Genomic DNA, 19327 nt, shown 5'->3' on the forward strand with positions numbered 1-19327 from the left:
ACCAAGGTACTTAGTGGAAGGGGAACAGGTAGTTGAGCCAGCTGCCCATGCGCAGCAGGATCTTGCGCATGATGGCCACATGGTGCATGTGGTCGGTGTAGATGGCGGCCTGACCGCTGGAGCCCGCGATCACCTGATACTGGGCCCAGTCTGGATCCGTGATGCGGATGAGCACCGGCAGGCGACCCGGTTGCTGCGCCGAGCTCTGATCCACCAAGGGGGCGTTGGCTTGCACGTTGCCGGACGCTATGGCCGGGATGATGGCCTCGACCTTGCCCTTGAAGATGCGGCCTGGGGCGCCATCGATGACCACTTCCGCTTCGTCACCCGCCTTGAGGCGTTGCATGCTGTTCTGCCAGAACCAGCCCACATAGAAGTTCTCGTCCTTGTGAACGAAGGTCATCACGGGGCGATACAGGTAGGGAGTGGCCACCATGCCGGGGCGCAGGGCCATTTGCAGCACATAGCCATCCGAGGGGGCATAGACCACAGTCTGCTCCAGGTTGTACTGTGCTTCACCCAGTTGGGCCTGCAGATCTTCGATAGCCGCTTTCTGTTGATCTATCTGCGCCGTGATGTCATCGACGTTGGCCTGTGTCACATCCAGATCGCGCTGCTTGCCGATACCACGGCGCATCAGCTCTTTCGCCCGATCCCGGTCAAGCATCGCAGAGCGGAGTCTGGCGCTGATGGATTTGAGGTTTTCCTTGCTGGCGTCAAGACGGGCGGCCAGGCTGTTGACCTTCTGCTCGAAGCGCACCGGATCTATCTTGAACAGCACGTCGCCTTGCTTCACGGCCTGGTTGGGCTTGACGGGGACCTCGGTCACTCGTCCCTTCACCAGGGGAACGACGGGGGTGGAGACGTAGTAATCCCGGGCCGTCTGGGCATAGGGGTGGTTGTAGTTCATCAGGGTGATGAGGGCCCCTATGATAAAGACGCCACCAAGCACGGCGGTCGGTACAGTCCACTTGTTGAGCGGGATCTTGAAGATCTTGAAAATCCCTACACAGATGGCCGTATAGGTGAGAATAAGTAGCAAATCCATGGAGGGTTACCTATTTTTCAGTCTGTTCGAGCGTGGTCATACGGGCCTGCAGGGCGGCAAGCTCTTGCTTGAGTGCGGTGATTTCGCCTTCGTCTTTTTCAAGACGCTGACTGAACCCCCAGCCGCGATCAGGGCGATAGAGCGTGGCCCAGATCCAGAGGAAAGGCCAGAGCACGTGCAGGGTGAACAGGCTGACCCAGCCGGCCACATGAATGGCATCCTGGTGCGGGTGATTGCGATGCTTGGCGATTTCATACGGAATGTCGTGGATGACGATGACTCCATAGAACATGATCAAGACAACGAACACCAATATTCCCAGGGCAATGTAGTCAAGTACCATCGGTTTCTCCCATCAAAGTCGCGAGGCCATACCCGGAGCCTGGCATTCACAATAATCGGCTCATGATGACAGCATATTAGCAGAGCGCAAGGGGGCGAGCAGGGAGTTGGGTCATCAGTACAGGCTCGGTTAACCGGTTGGCTATTTATCAGGCATCATTGATTTCTTTCTATAAAATCAAGCATGAAAGAGATTCGTATGTCTCGTAACAAAAAAAGGTGCGCGATGGAAAGGCGATACACAATGAACCTCTGGTTGGGGCTGCTGCTCATGCTAGCCCAGGTCACGGCAGCATGGGCCGCCGAACCCCGGCTGGAGCCGACCGTGCAGGAGAAGGCGCAGACCCTGGTGCTGCTCCATGAACCCATCGTCATGCTCCAGGCCAAGTTTGGCACTCTGGACGGGGCGGGCAGGGTCCGGCTGGTGCAGGAGCGGCTCAAGCAGATGCAGGCCTCCGATCTTGAACAGCCGGTGACCCTGGTGAGCGCCAGGCGCTTCGGGCAGGACAGTCGGGAGTTCCTGGTCAACGGCAAGCGGATCCTGGTGCTGGTGGAGGGGGATCTGGAAGCCCTCGACGAGCTGACGCTGGATCAGGCGAGCGAGCGTGTCCGCCAGCGGCTCGACAAGGTGCGGCTCAAGTACCTCGAGTTGCACTCCACCCCCTATCTGGTCAAGGCTGGCGGCTTGGCGCTCTTGTCCAGCCTGATCTTCTTCGGCCTCATCTGGTCTCTGCAATGGGGTCATAGACGGGTCAGGAAGTGGCTCGCTAATCGCCTCCTGCTACAGAAGGGATTGATCCCCCATCAGTGGCGCCAGGTAGCGGGCAACGTGGAGATCCGCCTGCTCGGCCTGCTGACCCTGTTGTTGATCTTCATGCTCACCTATGGCTGGCTCACCTATGTGCTTGGTCTCTTCCCCCAGACCCGGGCCTGGAGCGAGCGGCTGGGAGACTCCCTGTTTGCCCTGTGCGGCGACATGCTGGAGGGTATGATTGCGGCCATGCCGGGCCTGGTGACAGTGATGCTGATCGTCATCATCACCCGCTTCTTCATCCGGATGCTGGCCATTCTCTTCGATCGCATCGAGCGGGGGCAGTTTCGCGTGCAGGGGCTGCATGCCGAGACCATAGGCGCGACCCGGCGGCTGCTCTCGGTGGTGATCTGGCTGTTTGCCCTGACCGTGGCCTACCCCTATCTGCCCGGTGCCGACTCCGACGCCTTCAAGGGGATCAGCGTCTTCTTCGGCCTCATGGTGACCCTGGGGTCGGCGGGCATCATGAACCATGCCATGAGCGGCCTGGTGCTCATCTACTCCCGCGCCCTGCGGCCCGGCGATCTGGTGCAGATTGGCGAGGTGGAGGGGATGGTGAGCGAGCTCAATGCCCTCTCCACCAAGCTGGTGACACGCCAGGATCACGAGGTGACCCTGCCCAATGCCGTGGTGGTGGGGGGCAAGGTGGTGAACCTGACACGGCTGGCGGGGGAGAAGGGGGTCGCACTGCTGACCAAGGTGACGATCGGCTACGATGCGCCCTGGCGTCAGGTGCATGCCATGCTGGAGCTGGCGGCCCGGCGCTGCACCATGCTCAATCAGTCCGAGTCGCCCCTGGTGCGTCAGCTCAATCTGCAGGACTGGTATGTGGAATACGAGTTGCAGGTACGGATGAAGGCGGACTTGCTCCCCGCCGTGGTCAAGACCGAGCTTCATGGCCACATCCAGGATGTGTTCAACGAGTTCGGGGTGCAGATCATGTCCCCCAACTTCATCGCCCAGCCGGAGCAGGCGGTGCTGGTGGCCAGGGAGCACTGGTATCAGGCGCCCGCCGAGGCGCCCGGGACGCCCGCCAAGGAGTGAACCCCTGGAAAATGAAGAGGCCCGGCAGCAATGCCGGGCCTCTTGTCATGGGGAAAACGCAGTCTCTGAACTCAGCTCTCCTTGGCTTCCCTCAGCTGCGAGGGTCTGAACTTCACCAGGAAGGCCAGGGTGATGAGGGCGGTACTCACCAGACCTATGATGGTGGAGACGTTCATCGCCAGCCCGAAGCCGATGGGGGCGTTGGCCAGGTAGGTGATGACCACGGCTGTCATGAAGATGGCGGGTATGGTGCAGATCCAGTGCAGCTTGCCCTCCTTGATGAGGTAGGCGGCGGCGGCCCACAGCATGATGACGGCTGTGGTCTGGTTGGCCCAGCCGAAGTAGCGCCAGATCACCCCGAACTCGGCCTTGGAGATGATGAAACCGAGGATGAACATGGGGATGGCGATGAGCAGGCGCTTGACCAGCGGCTTCTGGGTCATCTTCAGGAAGTCCGCCACTATGAGGCGGGCGCTGCGAAACGCGGTGTCACCGGAGGTGATGGGCAGGATCACTACGCCCAGGATGGCCAGGATGCCGCCCACCGTGCCGAGCAGGCTGGTGGAGACCTCGTGTACCACGGCCGCCGGGCCGCCGCTCGCCATGGTGGCGTTGAGCGCTTCGGTGCTGTCGTAGAAGGAGAGACCCAGGGTGCACCAGATGAGGGCGATGATCCCTTCCCCTATCATGGCGCCGTAGAAGATGAATCGGCCTGACTTCTCGTTTTGCATGCAGCGCGCCATCAGCGGTGACTGGGTGGCGTGGAAGCCCGATACCGCGCCACAGGCGATGGTGATGAACAAGAGCGGCCAGAGCGGCAGCTCGGTCGGGTGCAGGTTGGAGAAATCCATCCCTGTGTTGTAGAAGCCTTTGCCGGAGACGATGAGGCCTATGATGAGGCCGACCGACATGAACACCAGCAGGGCGCCGAAGATGGGATAGAAGCGGCCGATGATCTTGTCGATGGGGACTATGGTGGCGAGGATGTAGTAGGCAAAGATCGCCACTATCCAGTAGACCAGGTCGGTGGAGGTGAGGTTGGCGAGCAGGCCCGCCGGGCTCAGCACGAAGACCACGCCCACCAGCATCAAGAGCACCACGGCGAACAGGTTCATGAAGTGCTTGGCGGCGGTGCCGAGGTGCTCGCCGACCACGGTCGGCACCGAGGCGCCCTTGGCGCGCACCGACAGCATGCCGGAGAAGTAGTCGTGAACCGCGCCGGCGAAGATGCAGCCGAACACTATCCAGAGCATGGCGACCGGGCCGTAGAGGGCACCGAGTATGGGGCCGAAGATGGGGCCGACGCCGGCGATGTTGAGCAGTTGAACCAGGTAGACCTTCTTGTCCGACATGGGGACATAGTCCACGCCGTCGGCCATGGTGATGGCGGGGGTGGCCAGCTCGGGTTTGGGACCGAATATGCGCTCGACAAATTTGCCGTAGATGAAGTAGCCCGCGACCAGCAGACCGACACAGAGGAAGAACCAGATCATTGTTACGCTCCAGCATTGTTATTTTATGGTGTGCTCGGTCAGTCTAGGTGGGGGCTTCTGTTAACGGCAGGTAAATGATGGTGAGCGGCGACATGGCGACCCGAGCGGTCGCCCATTGTGATCCGGCGCACAGCGGGCGCCCTCATTCCAGCCCCAGCTCGTCTTTGAGCTCCTTGAGATAACGTCGGCTGACCGGCACCCGAGCGCCGCTCGGGGTGACTATCTGGGCCAGCTGGTTTTCCAGCAACTGGATCTCGAAGATGGCGCCCGGGGCTACCAGGTACTGGCGGTGGCAGCGCAGCAGCGGTGTCTTCTCCTCCAGGGACTTCAAGGTGAGCTGGGTGTGAAACAGCTCCCCCTGGCTGGCGACGTGCACCCCGCCGAGATCCGAGAAGGCATACTCCACCAGCTCGACGGGAAGCAGCCGCACCCGGTTGTGCAGATAGCCGGGGATGTGGCGAATGGCCGGTGAAAGCGCCGCCACCGGCTGGGGGCTGAGATCCTGCTTGAGGCGCGCCAGCGTCTTCGCCAGCCGGGCGGGTTCCACCGGTTTGAGCAGGTAGTCGAAGGCATTCTCCTCGAAGGCCTGGATGGCGTAGTCATCAAACGCCGTGACAAAGACGATGCGGGGCAGGGGATCCAGCATGGCCACCAGCTCCATGCCGCTGAGCTTGGGCATCTGGATGTCGAGAAACACCACCTCCGGCTTGAGCCGCGCAATGAGGGAGAGCGCCTCTATGGCATTGGCGGCCGAGCCGATGATCTCGATGTCGGGGTCGCTGCCGAGCAACTCGGCCAGCTCCTCGCGGGCATAGGGTTCGTCGTCGACTATCAGGGTGCGGATCATGTCATCTCCTTGGAAGGGGAATCCGGCTGTCTGGGCAGGGTGAAAGAGACCCGGGTCCACTGCTCCGGCTCACACTGCACCTGGATGCCAAAGCGCTCGCCGAAGGCACTCTTGAGCCGCCTGTCCACAATGCTCATGCCAAGGCCGTCCCCCTGGGGACCCGGCTGCCAGGCTCCGGCATTGTCCTCCACGCAGAGGGTGACACCCTCTGGCCCCTCCTCGGCGAAGAGCCGGATCCGCCCCTGCTCCAGCAGGGAGCAGATCCCGTGCTTGATGGCATTCTCGATGAGGGGCTGCAGGGTGAAGCTCGGCAGTTGCATGTCGGCCAGGTGCGGCGGTATCTCGTTGATGACGGTCAGGCGCTCGCCAAAGCGGGCCTGCTCTATCTCCAGATAGGACTGGCAGTGCTCCTGCTCCTCCCGCAGCGTGGTCAAGCCGCTCTGGCGCTTGAGGTTCTTGCGAAAGAACAGGGAGAGGTGCAGCAGCAGCTGGCGTGCCCGCTCGGGGTCGCGCCGGGTGATGGCACTGATGGTATTGAGGGTGTTGAACAGAAAATGGGGATTGATCTGCGCTTGCACCAGCTTGAGCTCGGACTGCACCAGCAATCGCTGCTGCTGCTCCAGCCGCCCGCTCAGCAGCTGCTGTGACAGCAGGTTGGCTATTCCTTCCCCCAGGGTGTGGTTGATCTTGAGGAAGAGCCGCTTCTTGGGTTCATAGAGCTTGATGGTGCCTATCACCCCCTGATCCCCTTGCAGCGGGATCACCAGCACTGAGCCAAGTTGGCAATGGGGGGAGATGCTGCAACGATAGGGACGGCGGTTGCCATCGGCAAACAGCACCTTGTTCTGGGCTATGGCCTGCAGGGTGATGGCGGAGGTGATGGGGGTGCCCGGTTTGTGGTGATCCTCCCCGGTGCCGATGAAGGCGAGGATCTTGTCGGTGTCAGTGATGGCGACGGCGCCGACCCCTGTCTCCTCCTGCACTATATGGGCTATCTTGCGGCTCGCCTCAGGGGTGAAGCCCTGGGTCATAATGCCGACGGTGCGGTTGGCTATGGTGAGCGCCTTGGCGGAGAAGACCCGGGAGAACTTCTCGTACATACGTTGCTGGTCGCGGATCATGCTGATGAAGAGCGCCGCCCCGCAGGAGTTGGCGAGGATCATGGGGGTGGCTATGGTGCGCACCAGCTGCAGGGCCTGCTCGGACGGCGTGGCGACCAGCAGTATGATGACCATCTGCAGGATCTCGGCGTAGAGGGTGGTGAAAAAGGCAATCCGGGGATTGAACAGGGCATCCACCCGGTTCGTTCGCATCAGCCGCAAGTGCACCAGGCCCCCCAGCAACCCCTCGCAGGTGGTGGAGATGGCGCAGGCGAGATCGGTAAAGCCGCCCAGGGTATAGCGGTGCAGCCCCCCGGTCAGTCCCACCAGAAAGCCCACCAGGGGACCTCCCAGCAGCCCCCCCAGCACGGCGCCGACGGCGCGGGTATTGGCGATGGCGTCGTCTATGTCCAGCCCCACATAGGTGCCCAGTATGCAGAAGCAGGAGAAGATGACGTATATCAGTATCTTGTGCGGCAGCCTGACCGAGTAGTTGGCCAGGGGGCGCAGCAGGGGGCTCTTGGAGAAGAGGTAGGCAATGACCAGGCTGACACTCATCTGCTGGAGCAGGGAGAGGACTAATTGCATAAAAAACCTTCCTCAAGATGTATCCCGGGCCCGAACACCACCAGGGCGAACTGTGAGCAAGATCTCGTCTTGATGCAGGACGCGGCCCCATGGCGGGGGCAGTTTGCCAGAATGAAAAAATAAAACCATATAAAATCAGCACGTTAAATTGATATTTGTGTAACCGAGCGGCGCTTGATATTGCTGGATGGAGCATGAATGTGCCCACTGGGTGCGCCACACGGAGGTGGCATGCTCCGCCCGGCCTTCGGCTGGGCGTTTTTTATCCAGCTCCAATGGCGGACGATTTTGAGGGGGCTCGAGCAATTATTCAGGTTTGTCCAATGAGTTATCCCCAGCTTCTGGGGATAACTCAGAAGGCGAAATAGTAGCAGACGCGTCGGCCCAGGTTGAAAAATGGCCGTTGTCCCTCATCCAGCTCCTCCTGCCTGAGGGTGGCTATGATGCTTCGCCCATCTTCCCGCAGATCCATCATGGCCACGGCTTCCGGGCGCTGCCCCTTGATATAGGGTTGCACCTTGGGTTTGAGGGGCATGCTGGGCTCGGTCGAGAGCACCAGCGCCACCGAGTCATCGTCGAGGCGCACCAGGGATCCGGGCGGATAGACCCCCAGCACCTTTATCAACAATCTGACCAGATCTTGATCGAATTTCTTCTGGGACAACTTGTAGAGCTGGCCGATGGCCTGGCTCGGTCCCGCCGGGTGGAGGCCGCTGCGCGGGTGCAGCAGCTCGTCGTAATGGTCCACCAGGCCGATGAGGCGGGCGAGGGGAGGTATCCTGTCCCCCTGGATGCCAAGGGGAAAACCGCTGCCGTCCAGCCGCTCGTGATGGAGGTGGGCAACCTCGCGGATCCTGGGCTCGAAGGCCTGCAGCTGGTTGAGCATCTCCAGCCCGTACTGGGGATGCATGTTGAGAAAGTTGAGCTCCGCCTTGTTGAGCTCTCCCCGCTTCTGGGTGATCTGGCTCGGGATCCTGAGCTCGCCGATATCGTGCAGCAGGCCAGCCAGCCCCGCCTCCTCGATCTCGATGGGGCTCATGCCCAGCTCCCTTGCCATCAGCATGGCGATGAAGGCCACGCTCAGGCTGTGTTGCAGCAGGATGTCAGTGTGCTGGCTGCGGATGAGGTGCAAGCCCAGTGGGCCCTGGTGGTCGGAGAGGCGGGTAGCGACGGTGCGCACCATCTGGGCGGTGTTGGCCAGCCCCTCGTCGGGCTTGAGATTGAGGGCGCCGAGGGCGTCGCGAAGATCTGACAGAGATTGGCCGAATGCCTTGTCGGCGGTGCGAAGGGAGCGGCGAAAGGCCTTTTCGTCGAACGCGGGTTCAGTCGGGAGGGCGGAGGCATCTTGCGTCGCCCCGAGATCGGGTGAAGGTGCCGGCTCGGCCCGCAGCAGGGGCTCGACGGGGAGATCGCTCTTGTCGGGATCCACCATCAGCAGGGTGAGTTCGAGGTGGCGGAGAATGTCGAGCTGCTGCTGGTCGCGGATCTTGAAGGCATTGAACATGAAAGGGTGGCTGGTCCATCCCGTGGGGAGATGGATGTAGTGGCCGACTCTCAATTGTTCGATGGAGGCCTGGATCAGCGCCATAGACTCACTCTTCTGTCGAATTTGCCTATCAACAAGCTAGCAAAATTAAACAGATAGACAAACAAAAAAGCCCGCGCATGTGCGCGGGCTCTTGTCATCCTGGCCGGTTATCAGGCTTTGGATTTTTTCTTGCTGTCTACCTTGGCGTCGACTTTGGCCTCAACCTTGGTCGCTACCTGAGCTTCCTCGGTGAAGGGACGGCCGTAGTAGGTGTCCATCAGTATGGCTTTGAGCTCGGTGATCAGCGGGTAGCGCGGGTTGGCGCCGGTGCACTGGTCATCGAAGGCTTCCAGGGCCAGCTGGTCAACCTTGGCCAGGAAGTCGGTCTCGTTCACGCCGGCTTCACGGATGGAGGCCGGGATGCCCAGAGTCGCTTTCAGCTCGTCCAGCCAGGTCAGCAGCTTCTCGATCTTGGCCGCGGTGCGGTCACCGGCGGCAGTCAGACCCAGGTGGTCGGCCACTTCGGCGTAGCGACGACGAGCCTGCGGACGGTCGTACTGGGAGAACGCGGTCTGCTTGGTCGGGTTGTCGTTCGCGTTGTAGCGGATGACGTTGCTGATCAGCAGGGCATTGGCCAGGCCGTGCGGGATGTGGAACTCGGCACCCAGCTTGTGGGCCATGGAGTGGCACACACCCAGGAAGGCGTTGGCGAACGCGATACCGGCGATGGTGGCGGCGTTGTGCACCTTCTCACGGGCAACCGGGTCGTTGGCACCGTTCTGGTAGCTGGACGGCAGATACTCTTTGAGCAGTTTCAGGGCTTGCAGCGCCTGACCGTCGGAGTATTCGTTGGCCAGCACGGAGACATAGGCTTCCATGGCGTGGGTTACTGCATCGATACCGCCGAAGGCACACAGGGACTTGGGCATACCCATGACCAGGTTGGCATCGACGATGGCCATGTTCGGGGTCAGCTCGTAGTCGGCCAGCGGGTACTTCATGCCGGTGGCGTCGTCGGTTACGACCGCAAACGGAGTGACTTCAGAACCTGTACCGGAAGTGGTGGTGATACAGACCAGTTCGGCCTTCACGCCCATTTTCGGGAACTTGTAGATACGCTTGCGGATGTCCATGAAGCGCATGGCCAGATCTTCGAACGCGGTGTCCGGGTGCTCGTACATGACCCACATGATCTTGGCGGCATCCATGGGTGAACCACCGCCCAGGGCGACGATCACGTCCGGCTTGAAGGAGTTCGCCATCTCGGCGCCCTTGCGTACCACGGACAGGGTGGGGTCGGCTTCCACTTCGTAGAAGATTTCCACTTCCATGTTCAGCTTCTTGAGCAGACGAACCACTTCATCGGCATAGCCGTTGTTGAACAGGAAACGGTCGGTGACCACCATGGCGCGCTTCTTGCCTTCCAGGTCGCCCAGGGCGATCGGCAGGGAACCACGACGGAAGTAGATGGATTTCGGAAGTTTGTGCCACAGCATATTTTCTGCCCGTTTTGCGACTGTCTTCTTGTTGATCAGGTGCTTGGGACCGACGTTCTCGGAGATGGAGTTACCACTCCAGGAGCCGCAACCCAGGGTCAGGGACGGGGCGAGAGCGAAGTTGTACAGGTCACCGATACCGCCCTGGGTGGAGGGGGTGTTGATCAGGATACGGGCAGTCTTCATCTTGTCGCCGAAGTACTTGATGCGGTCGGCGTTGCGATCCTGGTCGGTGTAGAGGCCGGAGGTGTGGCCGATACCACCGATGTTGACCATGTCGCAGGCCATTTCGACCGCTTCTTCGAAGTTCTTGGCGCGGAACATACCCAGAGTCGGGGAGAGCTTCTCGTGAGCGAACTCGTCCTCTGCACAAAGCTCCAGACCTTCACCGATCAGGATCTTGGTGGTGGCAGGCACTGTCACACCGGCCATGGCGGCGATCTTGGTGGCGGGCTGGCCCACGATGTCGGCGTTCAGGGCGCCGTTGATCAGCAGCACTTTACGCACCTTGTCGGCTTCGTCCTTGGAGAGGATGTAGCCGGCGTGAGTCGCGAAACGCTCTTTCACCTGGTTGTAGATGGAGTCAACCACGATGACGGCTTGCTCGGACGCACAGACCACGCCGTTGTCGAAGGTCTTGGACATCAGGATGGAGGCGACGGCGCGCTTCACATCGGCAGTCTCGTCGATGACGATGGGCACGTTGCCGGCACCCACGCCGATGGCGGGCTTGCCTGAGGAGTAGGCGGCTTTCACCATGCCCGGGCCACCGGTGGCCAGGATCAGGTTGATGTCATCGTGCTTCATCAGCGCGTTGGACAGCTCGACTGACGGTTGGTCAATCCAGCCGATGATGTTCTTCGGGGCTCCGGCGGCGATGGCTGCATCCAGTACCAGCTTGGCAGCGGTATTGGTGGAGTTCTTGGCGCGGGGGTGCGGGGAGAAGATGATGGCGTTGCGGGTCTTCAGGGAGATGAGGGCCTTGAAGATAGCAGTGGATGTCGGGTTGGTGGTCGGCACTATGCCGCAGATGATGCCTACCGGCTCGGCGATGGTGATGGTGCCCATCTCGTCGTCCTGGCTCAGGATGCCGCAGGTCTTCTCGTCTTTGTAAGCGTTATAGATGTATTCGGAGGCGAAGTGGTTTTTGATGACCTTGTCTTCGATGATACCCATGCCGGACTCAGCCACTGCCATCTGGGCCAGGGGGATACGGGCGTTGCTGGCGGCCAGTGCGGCGGCGCGGAAGATCTTGTCTACCTGCTCTTGCGAGAAGCTGGCGAATTCACGCTGGGCTTCTTTGACGCGGGCAACCAGTGCATCCAGTTCAGCCAAATTGGTTACTGCCATGTTTATCTCCTGATGATTTGAAAACTGTTTAGTAAGACCTTGGCAATGCCCGGCAATTATAGCCGCCCTGTCAAGGAGAGAATCACCATAACGGGGTATTTACATGCCTTACTAAATTGTTTTCTGGCTCGATTATAGAGCCGGGATGTGTCAGAAAAGATTGATCTGGATCATATGTAACAAAAGAACAAAAGAAATTTTGTTTCACCATCCCGACCGGCCAGATGTTACGCATTTGTAGAGTAGAGCGCCGGGGGGATGAACACGAGGTGAACAGCCACTTTTTCTCCTGGTGTCAAACCCTTGCCTCTTATCCTCCCGCTATTTCGCCGCTGGCAATGAGGGCGCAGAGGTCCTGCCTGGCGGCGGCCCTTGACAGCCTCTCGCCCCGAAGAGAGGCAGGCGTTTCATTTCTGTTGGAAAAAATGGTGGTTGTTTTCATCCAGTGCAGGGCCTTTGCGCCGGACTGTGGATGGCTGTGCGGCAAATCCCATAACGACGCCTTTGTGGGTGCGCTGCTTGCGCCATGGTTGCCCCGGGCACATCAGGATGAAGATAGGGTGCCAGCCTGGGGCGAGCCGTGGGGGGTGAATAGGGGTTATCCCCTGGGGGCCTTCAGATCAATCCATGAAAATGACACTTTATTGAAGGGAAATAGGGTGATGGCTGGGCGTTTCGATATAAAACGCCACCATACTTTGCTGGCGTGTTAAATGGTCGCCATAACGCTTAACAACTCGATATGTTGATTTTTGTCGATTCATTAGAGGAACTAACTGAAAAGCCCCGGAAAGGGTGAGATTATTTGATTGGAGAAGGGAAATATCATGGTGTAAATTTACGCGCAGTTTGACGGGGATGGCCCTCGGTGGCCCGAATTGGTTCTGGATGGCGCTTATGGCAGCAATTGACTTCTCTTTATACCTGAAATTTTTCGTCGGCCTGTTTGCGATCATCAACCCGCTGGGTCTGTTGCCGGTCTTTGTGAGCCTGACGGGCCACATGCAACCGGATGAGCGCAGGAAGACCAACACCACGGCCCACATTGCCGTGATGATTATCCTCATGGTCTCCATGACCATGGGGCAGCTGATCCTCGACGGTTTCGGCATCTCGCTGGCGTCGTTTCGCATTGCCGGCGGCTCGCTCATCACCCTGATCGCCTGGTCCATGTTGCAGGGCAAGCTGGGGGAGGTGAAGCACAACAAGCAGGAGAAGGGTGAACTGGCCGCTCGCGAATCCATCGCCGTGGTGCCGCTGGCACTGCCCCTGATGGCTGGCCCCGGGGCCATCTCATCCTCCATCGTCTATGCCAGCCAGAAGACCCTGACCGAGCTGATGGGCATGTTCGTGGTGGTGATGGCCTTTGCCTACTGCTCCTGGCTCATCTTCCGTGCCGCTCCCCTGCTGTTCAAGCTGATGGGCAATACCGGCATCAACGTGGTGACCCGTATAATGGGTCTCATCATGATGTCTCTTGGTATCGAGATCATGGTGGCAGGGATCAAGGGAGTCTTTCCCGGATTGATGTGATTCAGGTCTGTTTTGTCGGAGCCGGTCCTCGTGACCGGCTTTTTATTGTTTCTTTTTTGTTAGTCATTTCCTAGAATCGAGCGGCTTTGTATGAAAAACACCCATTACGCGATATTTAAATGCTGAATAAATGGTTTAAAGCTGTTTTTTTGACCGCCAAAGCCGTCCCTACCTGATGATATCTATTGCATTATCAGAATTGTCAGGGAATTATGCGGGCAGCGGGATTTTTATCTCGTGAATGGACAAATGCATGGAATGTTCTTGTTGGAGTATGGAAATGACTCATAGAAAAACAATTATTAATACCCTTTTATTGACCGCACTCTTTGGTGGCGCCACCCTGGCCCACGCCGCCGACGTCCCCGCCGGCACCAAGCTCGCCCCCGAGCAGACCCTGGTGAAAGGCAATGGCTCCGAGCCAGCCACCCTGGATCCGCACAAGACCGAAGGAACGGTTGAATCCAATATTCTGCGTGACCTGTTCGAGGGTCTCGTCACCTCAGGTCCCAAGGGTGAAACCCTGCCCGGCGTCGCCGAGTCCTGGGAAACCAAGGACAACAAACACTTCGTGTTCCACCTGCGCAAAGATGCCAAGTGGTCCAACGGGGATCCGGTCACCGCCCATGATTTCGTCTTCGCCTTCCAGCGCGCGGTGGATCCCAAGACGGCTTCTCCTTACTCCTGGTACATGGAGATCCCGACCATCACGAATGCGACCGACATCATCGGTGGCAAAAAACCGGCCGACACCCTGGGTGTGAAAGCCAGCGACGACTACACCTTCGAAGTCCAGCTGGAGAAGGCGGTGCCTTACTTCGTCAGCATGCTCTCCCACACCACCACCTACCCGGTGCCAAAGAAAGTGGTCGAGAAGTTTGGTGACAAGTGGACCCAGCCCGGCAACATGGTTTCTAACGGCGCCTATGTGCTGAAGGATTGGGTGGTCAACGAGCGCGTCGACGTCGAGCGCAACCCCAATTACTGGAACAACGCCAAGACAGTGATCGAGAAGGTCACCTACCTGCCCATCCAGTCCACCAACGCCGAGCTGAACCGCTACCTGGCCGGTGAAGTCGATCTCACCTACAACATGCCCATCGAGCGCTTCAAGCAGATGAAGAAGGAGCACCCGAACGAGGTGCAGGTCAGCGGCTATGTGGGCACCTACTACTACCAGTACAACTTCAAGCACAAGCCGTTTGACGACGTGCGGGTGCGTACCGCGCTCTCCTACGCCATCGATCGCAACGTGATCGCCGACAAGGTGATGGGCAAGGGCGAGACCCCGGGTTACACCCTGGTTCCTGACTTCGTGGACGGTTTCAAGCCGGTGGCCCCTGCCTGGTCCAAGCTGACCCAGGCCGAGCGTGATGCCAAGGCGAAAGAGCTGCTGACCGAAGCCGGTTACGGCCCGGGCAAGCCGCTCAAGTTCGAGCTGCTCTACAACACAGACGACAACCACAAGAAGGTGGCCGTGGCCGTTGCCTCCATGTGGAAGAAGCTGGGGGTGCAGGTGAGCCTGGTTAACCAGGAGTGGAAGACCTACCTGGAAACCAAGAAGCAGGGTAACTTCGACGTGGGTCGCGCCGGCTGGATTGCGGACTACAACGAAGCCTCCTCCATGCTGGATCTGATGCAGACCACCCACGGCAACAACGACGGCAAGTACTCCAATACCGCCTTTGACAAGCTGATGAGCGAGTCGCGCAACCAGGTGGATGCGGATGCGCGCAACAAGCTCTATGTCCAGGCCGAAGATATCCTGGCTAAGGACATGCCGATCGCCCCCATCTATCAGTACGTGACCTCGCGCATGGTCAAGCCCTATGTGGGCGGCTACCCGGCCAACCCGCTGGACAACCTCTACAGCAAAGACATGTACATCATTGCTCACTGAGTAAAGAAACAAGTCGCATAACAAGCAGGCCCGCCAGACGGCGGGCCTTAGTATTAAAACCGCGACCCTTTGGAAGCAGTACAGGACAGGAAATGTCTATGTTGAAATTCATCCTTAAACGTCTACTGGAAGCGATCCCGACTCTACTGGTCTTGATCACCGTCTCCTTCTTCATGATGCGTTTCGCACCGGGTAACCCCTTTACCAGCGAACGCGCCCTGCCGCCGGAAGTGCTTGCCAACATCGAGGCCAAGTACGGCCTGGACAAGCCCATAGGCGTGCAATACCTCACCTATCTGGGCAACCTGGTCCAGGGAGATCTGGGGCCCTCTTTCAAGTACAAGGACTTCACCGTCAATGATCTGGTGAGCCAGGCGCTGCCTGTTTCCGCCAAGATAGGGAGCGCGGCTTTCGTCCTTGCCGTCTTGCTGGGAGTCACCTTCGGCACCATTGCGGCCTTGAAACAGAACACCTTCATCGACTATCTGCTGATGTCGTCGGCCATGGCCGGGGTGGTGATACCCGGCTTCGTGCTGGCGCCCTTGCTGGTGCTCTTCTTCAGTATCTATCTGGGCTGGTTCCCGGCGGGAGGCTGGCAGGGGGGCGGGGTGCAGTTCATGGTGCTGCCGGTGTTCGGCATGATGATGTACTACATCTCCGCTATCTCCCGCATCATGCGTGGCAGCATGATTGAGACCATGAACTCCAACTTCATCCGTACCGCCCGTGCCAAGGGGCTGCCGCTGCGCCATATCATCCTGAGGCACGCGCTGCGTCCGGCCATGCTGCCTGTGGTCTCCTATCTGGGCCCGGCCTTTGTCGGCATCATCACGGGTTCAGTGGTGATCGAGACCATCTTCGGTCTGCCGGGGATTGGCCAGCTGTTCGTCAACGGTGCCCTCAACCGTGATTACTCCATGGTGCTCGGTCTGACCATTTTGGTCGGCGCCCTGACCATCACCTTTAACGCCGTGGTCGATATTCTCTATGCCGTCATCGATCCCAAGATCCGTTACTAAGCCGGGAGTACATCATGGTAGTCACAACTGAAAAGCGCGAAGCCGTCGAGGCGTTCGCCCAGCAAGTGGAAGTGGTGGAAGGACGCTCCCTGTGGAAGGATGCCCGTCGCCGTTTCCTGCGCAACAAGGCGGCCCTGACCAGCCTCATCATCCTGACCATAATCGGTCTGGCGGTGATCGTCGGACCGCATCTGTCCCAATACACCTTCGACGATCCTGACTGGGGCGCCATGCAGGCCGCCCCTGACATGGAGACGGGTCACTGGTTCGGCACCGACAGCCTGGGGCGCGATCTCTTCGTGCGCACCCTGCTCGGCGGCCGCATCTCGCTCATGGTCGGCATCATGGGGGCCGTGGTGGCCGTCATCATAGGCACCCTGTATGGCGCCGCCTCCGGCTTCATCGGCGGTCGCGTCGACAGCCTGATGATGCGGGTACTGGAGATCCTCAACGCCTTCCCCTTCATGTTCTTCGTCATCATGCTGGTGACCTTCTTCGGTCGCAACCTGGCCCTCATCTTCCTCGCCATAGGCGCGGTGAGCTGGCTCGACATGGCGCGGATAGTGCGAGGCCAGACCCTGAGCCTCAAGAGCAAGGAGTTCATCGAGGCGGCCCACGTCTGTGGCGTCTCCAAGTGGAAGATCATCACCCGTCACATAGTCCCCAACGTGCTCGGCATAGTGGCGGTCTACGCCACCCTGCTGGTGCCGGGCATGATCATGTTCGAATCCTTCCTGAGCTTCCTGGGGCTGGGTGTGCAAGAGCCCATGACCAGCTGGGGTGCCCTGCTGGATGAAGGCTCCAAGTCGATGGAAGTGGCCATCTGGCAACTCCTGTTCCCCGCCGGTTTCATGGTGGTGACCCTGTTCTGCTTCAACTTCCTCGGGGATGGTCTGCGTGATGCCCTCGATCCAAAGGATCGGTAAGACGCCAACGGATCGATAAGACGCCAACGGCGCCATAAGACCCATCCGCTGAACGCGCGGCGTCATCCGGATGGGCAGGAAAGCATCACGAGAGATCGATAAGGAGTTTTGATATGAAGTTACTGGATGTGAAAGATCTGCGGGTCGAGTTCAAGACCCCGGATGGCAATGTGGTGGCGGTCAACGACCTCAACTTCTCCCTCTCTGCCGGCGAGACCCTGGGAATCGTCGGTGAGTCAGGCTCAGGCAAGTCTCAGACTGCCTTTGCCATCATGGGGCTGCTCGCCAAGAACGGCATCATTACCGGCTCGGCCAAGTTTCAGGGGGACGAGATCCTGAATCTGCCGGAGCACAAGCTCAACAAGATCCGCTCCGAGAAGATCGCCATGATCTTCCAGGACCCCATGACCTCCCTGAACCCTTATATGAAGGTGAAGGATCAGCTGATGGAAGTGCTGATGCTGCACAAGGGAGTGAGCAAGGCGGCGGCGTTCGAGGAGTCGGTGCGCATGCTGGACGCGGTGAAGATCCCCGAGTCGCGCAAGCGGATGAACATGTACCCCCACGAGTTCTCCGGTGGCATGCGCCAGCGGGTGATGATCGCCATGGCGCTCCTGTGCCGGCCGCAACTGCTCATCGCCGACGAGCCGACCACGGCGCTGGACGTGACGGTGCAGGCCCAGATCATGACCCTGATGAACGAGCTCAAGCGGGAGTTCAACACCGCCATCGTCATGATCACCCACGATCTTGGCGTGGTGGCGGGCATCTGTGACAAGGTGCTGGTGATGTATGCCGGTCGCACCATGGAGTACGGCCGGGTCAACGACATCTTCTATCGCCCGAGCCACCCCTATACCGAAGGCTTGCTGCGCGCCATTCCCCGTCTCGATACCGAAGGGGAAGTGCTGCCCACCATACCGGGCAATCCGCCCAACCTGCTGCGTCTGCCCACTGGCTGCCCCTTCCAGGAGCGTTGCCACCGGGCGCACGAGATTTGCGGCCAGCAATCTCCAGTCCTGACCCCCTTCGGCGACGGACGGACACGGGCCTGCCATTGGGTATCGGATGCCATGATCAAGGGGGCAAACTAAATGGGTACTGACAAGAAACTGCTGCTGGAAGTATCTGACCTCAAGGTTCACTTCAGCATCAAGAGTGACAAGGCCTGGCCCTGGGCCAAGCCCTCCGCCCTGAAGGCGGTGGATGGCGTCACCCTGCGCCTCTACGAGGGGGAGACCCTGGGCGTAGTGGGGGAGTCCGGCTGTGGCAAGTCCACCTTCGCCCGGGCTCTGATAGGCCTGGTGCCGGCCACCGACGGCAAGGTGGTGTGGCTGGGCCAGGATCTGACCAAGCTCGAGCAGGGGGCGCTGCGGGAGAAGCGCAAGGAGATCCAGATGATCTTCCAGGACCCGCTGGCCTCCTTGAACCCGCGCATGACCATAGGCGACATCATCGCCGAGCCCCTGGTCACCTTCTATCCCAATCTCTCAAGGGATCAGGTGAAGGAGAAGGTGCGGGCCATGATGACCAAGGTGGGGCTTTTGCCCAACCTGGTAAACCGCTACCCCCACGAGTTCTCCGGCGGCCAGTGCCAGCGCATCGGCATCGCCCGGGCGCTGATCCTGGAGCCCAAGATGATCATCTGTGACGAGCCTGTCTCGGCGCTGGATGTCTCTATCCAGGCCCAGGTGGTCAACCTGCTCAAGTCCCTGCAAAAGGAGATGGGGCTCTCCCTCATCTTCATCGCCCACGACTTGTCCGTGGTCAAACACATCTCGGATCGGGTGCTGGTGATGTATCTGGGCAACGCGGTTGAGCTCGGGACCCGTCAGGAGATCTTCGCCAATCCCCTGCATCCCTACACCAAGGCGCTGATGTCGGCGGTGCCCATTCCGGATCCGGATCTGGAGCGCAGCAAGGTCATCCAGATCCTGGAGGGGGACCTGCCGTCGCCGATGAATCCGCCGTCCGGCTGCGTGTTCCGTACCCGTTGCCCGGTGGCGGGTCCTGAGTGCGCCAAGACCCGCCCCATGCTGGAGGGGAACTTCGATCACGCCGTCTCCTGCCTCAAGGTGGATCCGCTCTGAGGGCGAGGGCGTGAACGAGCATGCGGGGCACCCAGGTGGTGCCCCGTTATATTTCCATCCGCGGTGAAGATGCCCCTTGGCGCCACCTTTGGAGGCTGTTACTATCCGCCGCACAAGGGGAGTAACTTCTCGCCGGTTTGTCGTCATTACGGTGCACCCATATCCTGCAGTGCACCCGGCAGCCGGGCAGTCGATGAACATTGGCTGTAAGT

The 19327-nt window shown here is 59.7% G+C and carries 14 protein-coding genes; 7 read left to right on the forward strand and 7 right to left on the reverse strand.

The genetic code is table 11. From position 1 onward, the window contains the following. Positions 1 to 10: 10 nt before the first annotated feature. Complete coding sequence (locus AB5Y91_RS06895; RefSeq protein WP_368169384.1) at positions 11 to 1048, reverse strand: HlyD family secretion protein; 1038 nt, start codon at positions 1046 to 1048, stop codon at positions 11 to 13. A gap of 10 nt (positions 1049 to 1058) precedes the next feature. Continuing rightward, the gene (locus AB5Y91_RS06900) at positions 1059 to 1391 is read right to left on the reverse strand and encodes a DUF3302 domain-containing protein (protein WP_106887198.1); all 333 of its coding nucleotides are present in this window, start codon (positions 1389 to 1391) and stop codon (positions 1059 to 1061) included. Positions 1392 to 1634: 243 nt separating this feature from the next. On the opposite strand from AB5Y91_RS06900, the gene AB5Y91_RS06905 reads away from it, so the two are divergent. Continuing rightward, positions 1635 to 3245 (forward strand): mechanosensitive ion channel family protein, encoded by a 1611-nt coding sequence (locus AB5Y91_RS06905; protein ID WP_368169385.1) that lies wholly within the window; start codon positions 1635 to 1637, stop codon positions 3243 to 3245. Positions 3246 to 3316: 71 nt separating this feature from the next. Here the strand turns inward: AB5Y91_RS06905 and AB5Y91_RS06910 are convergent, their stop codons facing one another. From AB5Y91_RS06910 to adhE, 5 genes are all read right to left on the reverse strand, one after another. Next, positions 3317 to 4738 carry a carbon starvation protein A gene (locus AB5Y91_RS06910; RefSeq protein ID WP_111912444.1) on the reverse strand — a complete coding sequence of 474 codons (1422 nt, stop codon included), beginning with the start codon at positions 4736 to 4738 and terminating at the stop codon, positions 3317 to 3319. Positions 4739 to 4880: 142 nt separating this feature from the next. Continuing rightward, entirely contained in the window at positions 4881 to 5585 is a 705-nt protein-coding gene (gene btsR, locus AB5Y91_RS06915; RefSeq protein ID WP_368169386.1) for a two-component system response regulator BtsR, read from the reverse strand. After that, the gene (locus AB5Y91_RS06920) at positions 5582 to 7273 is read right to left on the reverse strand and encodes a LytS/YhcK type 5TM receptor domain-containing protein (RefSeq protein WP_368169387.1); all 1692 of its coding nucleotides are present in this window, start codon (positions 7271 to 7273) and stop codon (positions 5582 to 5584) included. Before AB5Y91_RS06920 ends, btsR begins: the two co-directional genes overlap by 4 nt. A 352-nt stretch (positions 7274 to 7625) precedes the next feature. Beyond that, positions 7626 to 8861 (reverse strand): HD-GYP domain-containing protein, encoded by a 1236-nt coding sequence (locus tag AB5Y91_RS06925; RefSeq protein WP_368169388.1) that lies wholly within the window; start codon positions 8859 to 8861, stop codon positions 7626 to 7628. A 110-nt stretch (positions 8862 to 8971) separates the two neighbouring features. Continuing rightward, entirely contained in the window at positions 8972 to 11647 is a 2676-nt protein-coding gene (gene adhE, locus AB5Y91_RS06930) for a bifunctional acetaldehyde-CoA/alcohol dehydrogenase (RefSeq protein WP_163153832.1), read from the reverse strand. Positions 11648 to 12544: 897 nt separating this feature from the next. Between adhE and AB5Y91_RS06935 the strand changes: the two genes are divergently transcribed. The 6 genes from AB5Y91_RS06935 (at position 12545) to oppF (ending at position 19115) form a co-directional block, all read left to right on the forward strand. Further along, positions 12545 to 13180 carry a YchE family NAAT transporter gene (locus AB5Y91_RS06935; protein WP_162520114.1) on the forward strand — a complete coding sequence of 212 codons (636 nt, stop codon included), beginning with the start codon at positions 12545 to 12547 and terminating at the stop codon, positions 13178 to 13180. Between the two features lie 280 nt (positions 13181 to 13460). Next, entirely contained in the window at positions 13461 to 15080 is a 1620-nt protein-coding gene (locus AB5Y91_RS06940; protein WP_163153830.1) for an ABC transporter substrate-binding protein, read from the forward strand. 98 nt (positions 15081 to 15178) lie between these two features. After that, positions 15179 to 16099: an oligopeptide ABC transporter permease OppB gene (oppB, locus tag AB5Y91_RS06945; RefSeq protein WP_106887190.1), complete on the forward strand. Its 921-nt coding sequence runs from the start codon at positions 15179 to 15181 to the stop codon at positions 16097 to 16099. A 14-nt stretch (positions 16100 to 16113) separates the two neighbouring features. After that, positions 16114 to 17025 carry an oligopeptide ABC transporter permease OppC gene (gene oppC / locus AB5Y91_RS06950; RefSeq protein ID WP_111912458.1) on the forward strand — a complete coding sequence of 304 codons (912 nt, stop codon included), beginning with the start codon at positions 16114 to 16116 and terminating at the stop codon, positions 17023 to 17025. Between the two features lie 113 nt (positions 17026 to 17138). Further along, positions 17139 to 18119, forward strand: coding sequence for an ABC transporter ATP-binding protein (locus AB5Y91_RS06955; RefSeq protein ID WP_368169389.1), 981 nt, complete (start codon positions 17139 to 17141; stop codon positions 18117 to 18119). After that, complete coding sequence (oppF, locus tag AB5Y91_RS06960) at positions 18120 to 19115, forward strand: murein tripeptide/oligopeptide ABC transporter ATP binding protein OppF (RefSeq protein ID WP_106887186.1); 996 nt, start codon at positions 18120 to 18122, stop codon at positions 19113 to 19115. It begins immediately after the preceding gene. Positions 19116 to 19327: the final 212 nt, after the last annotated feature.

This window comes from Aeromonas sp. R4-3 (genome assembly GCF_040908275.1).
Taxonomy (GTDB): domain Bacteria; phylum Pseudomonadota; class Gammaproteobacteria; order Enterobacterales; family Aeromonadaceae; genus Aeromonas; species Aeromonas rivipollensis.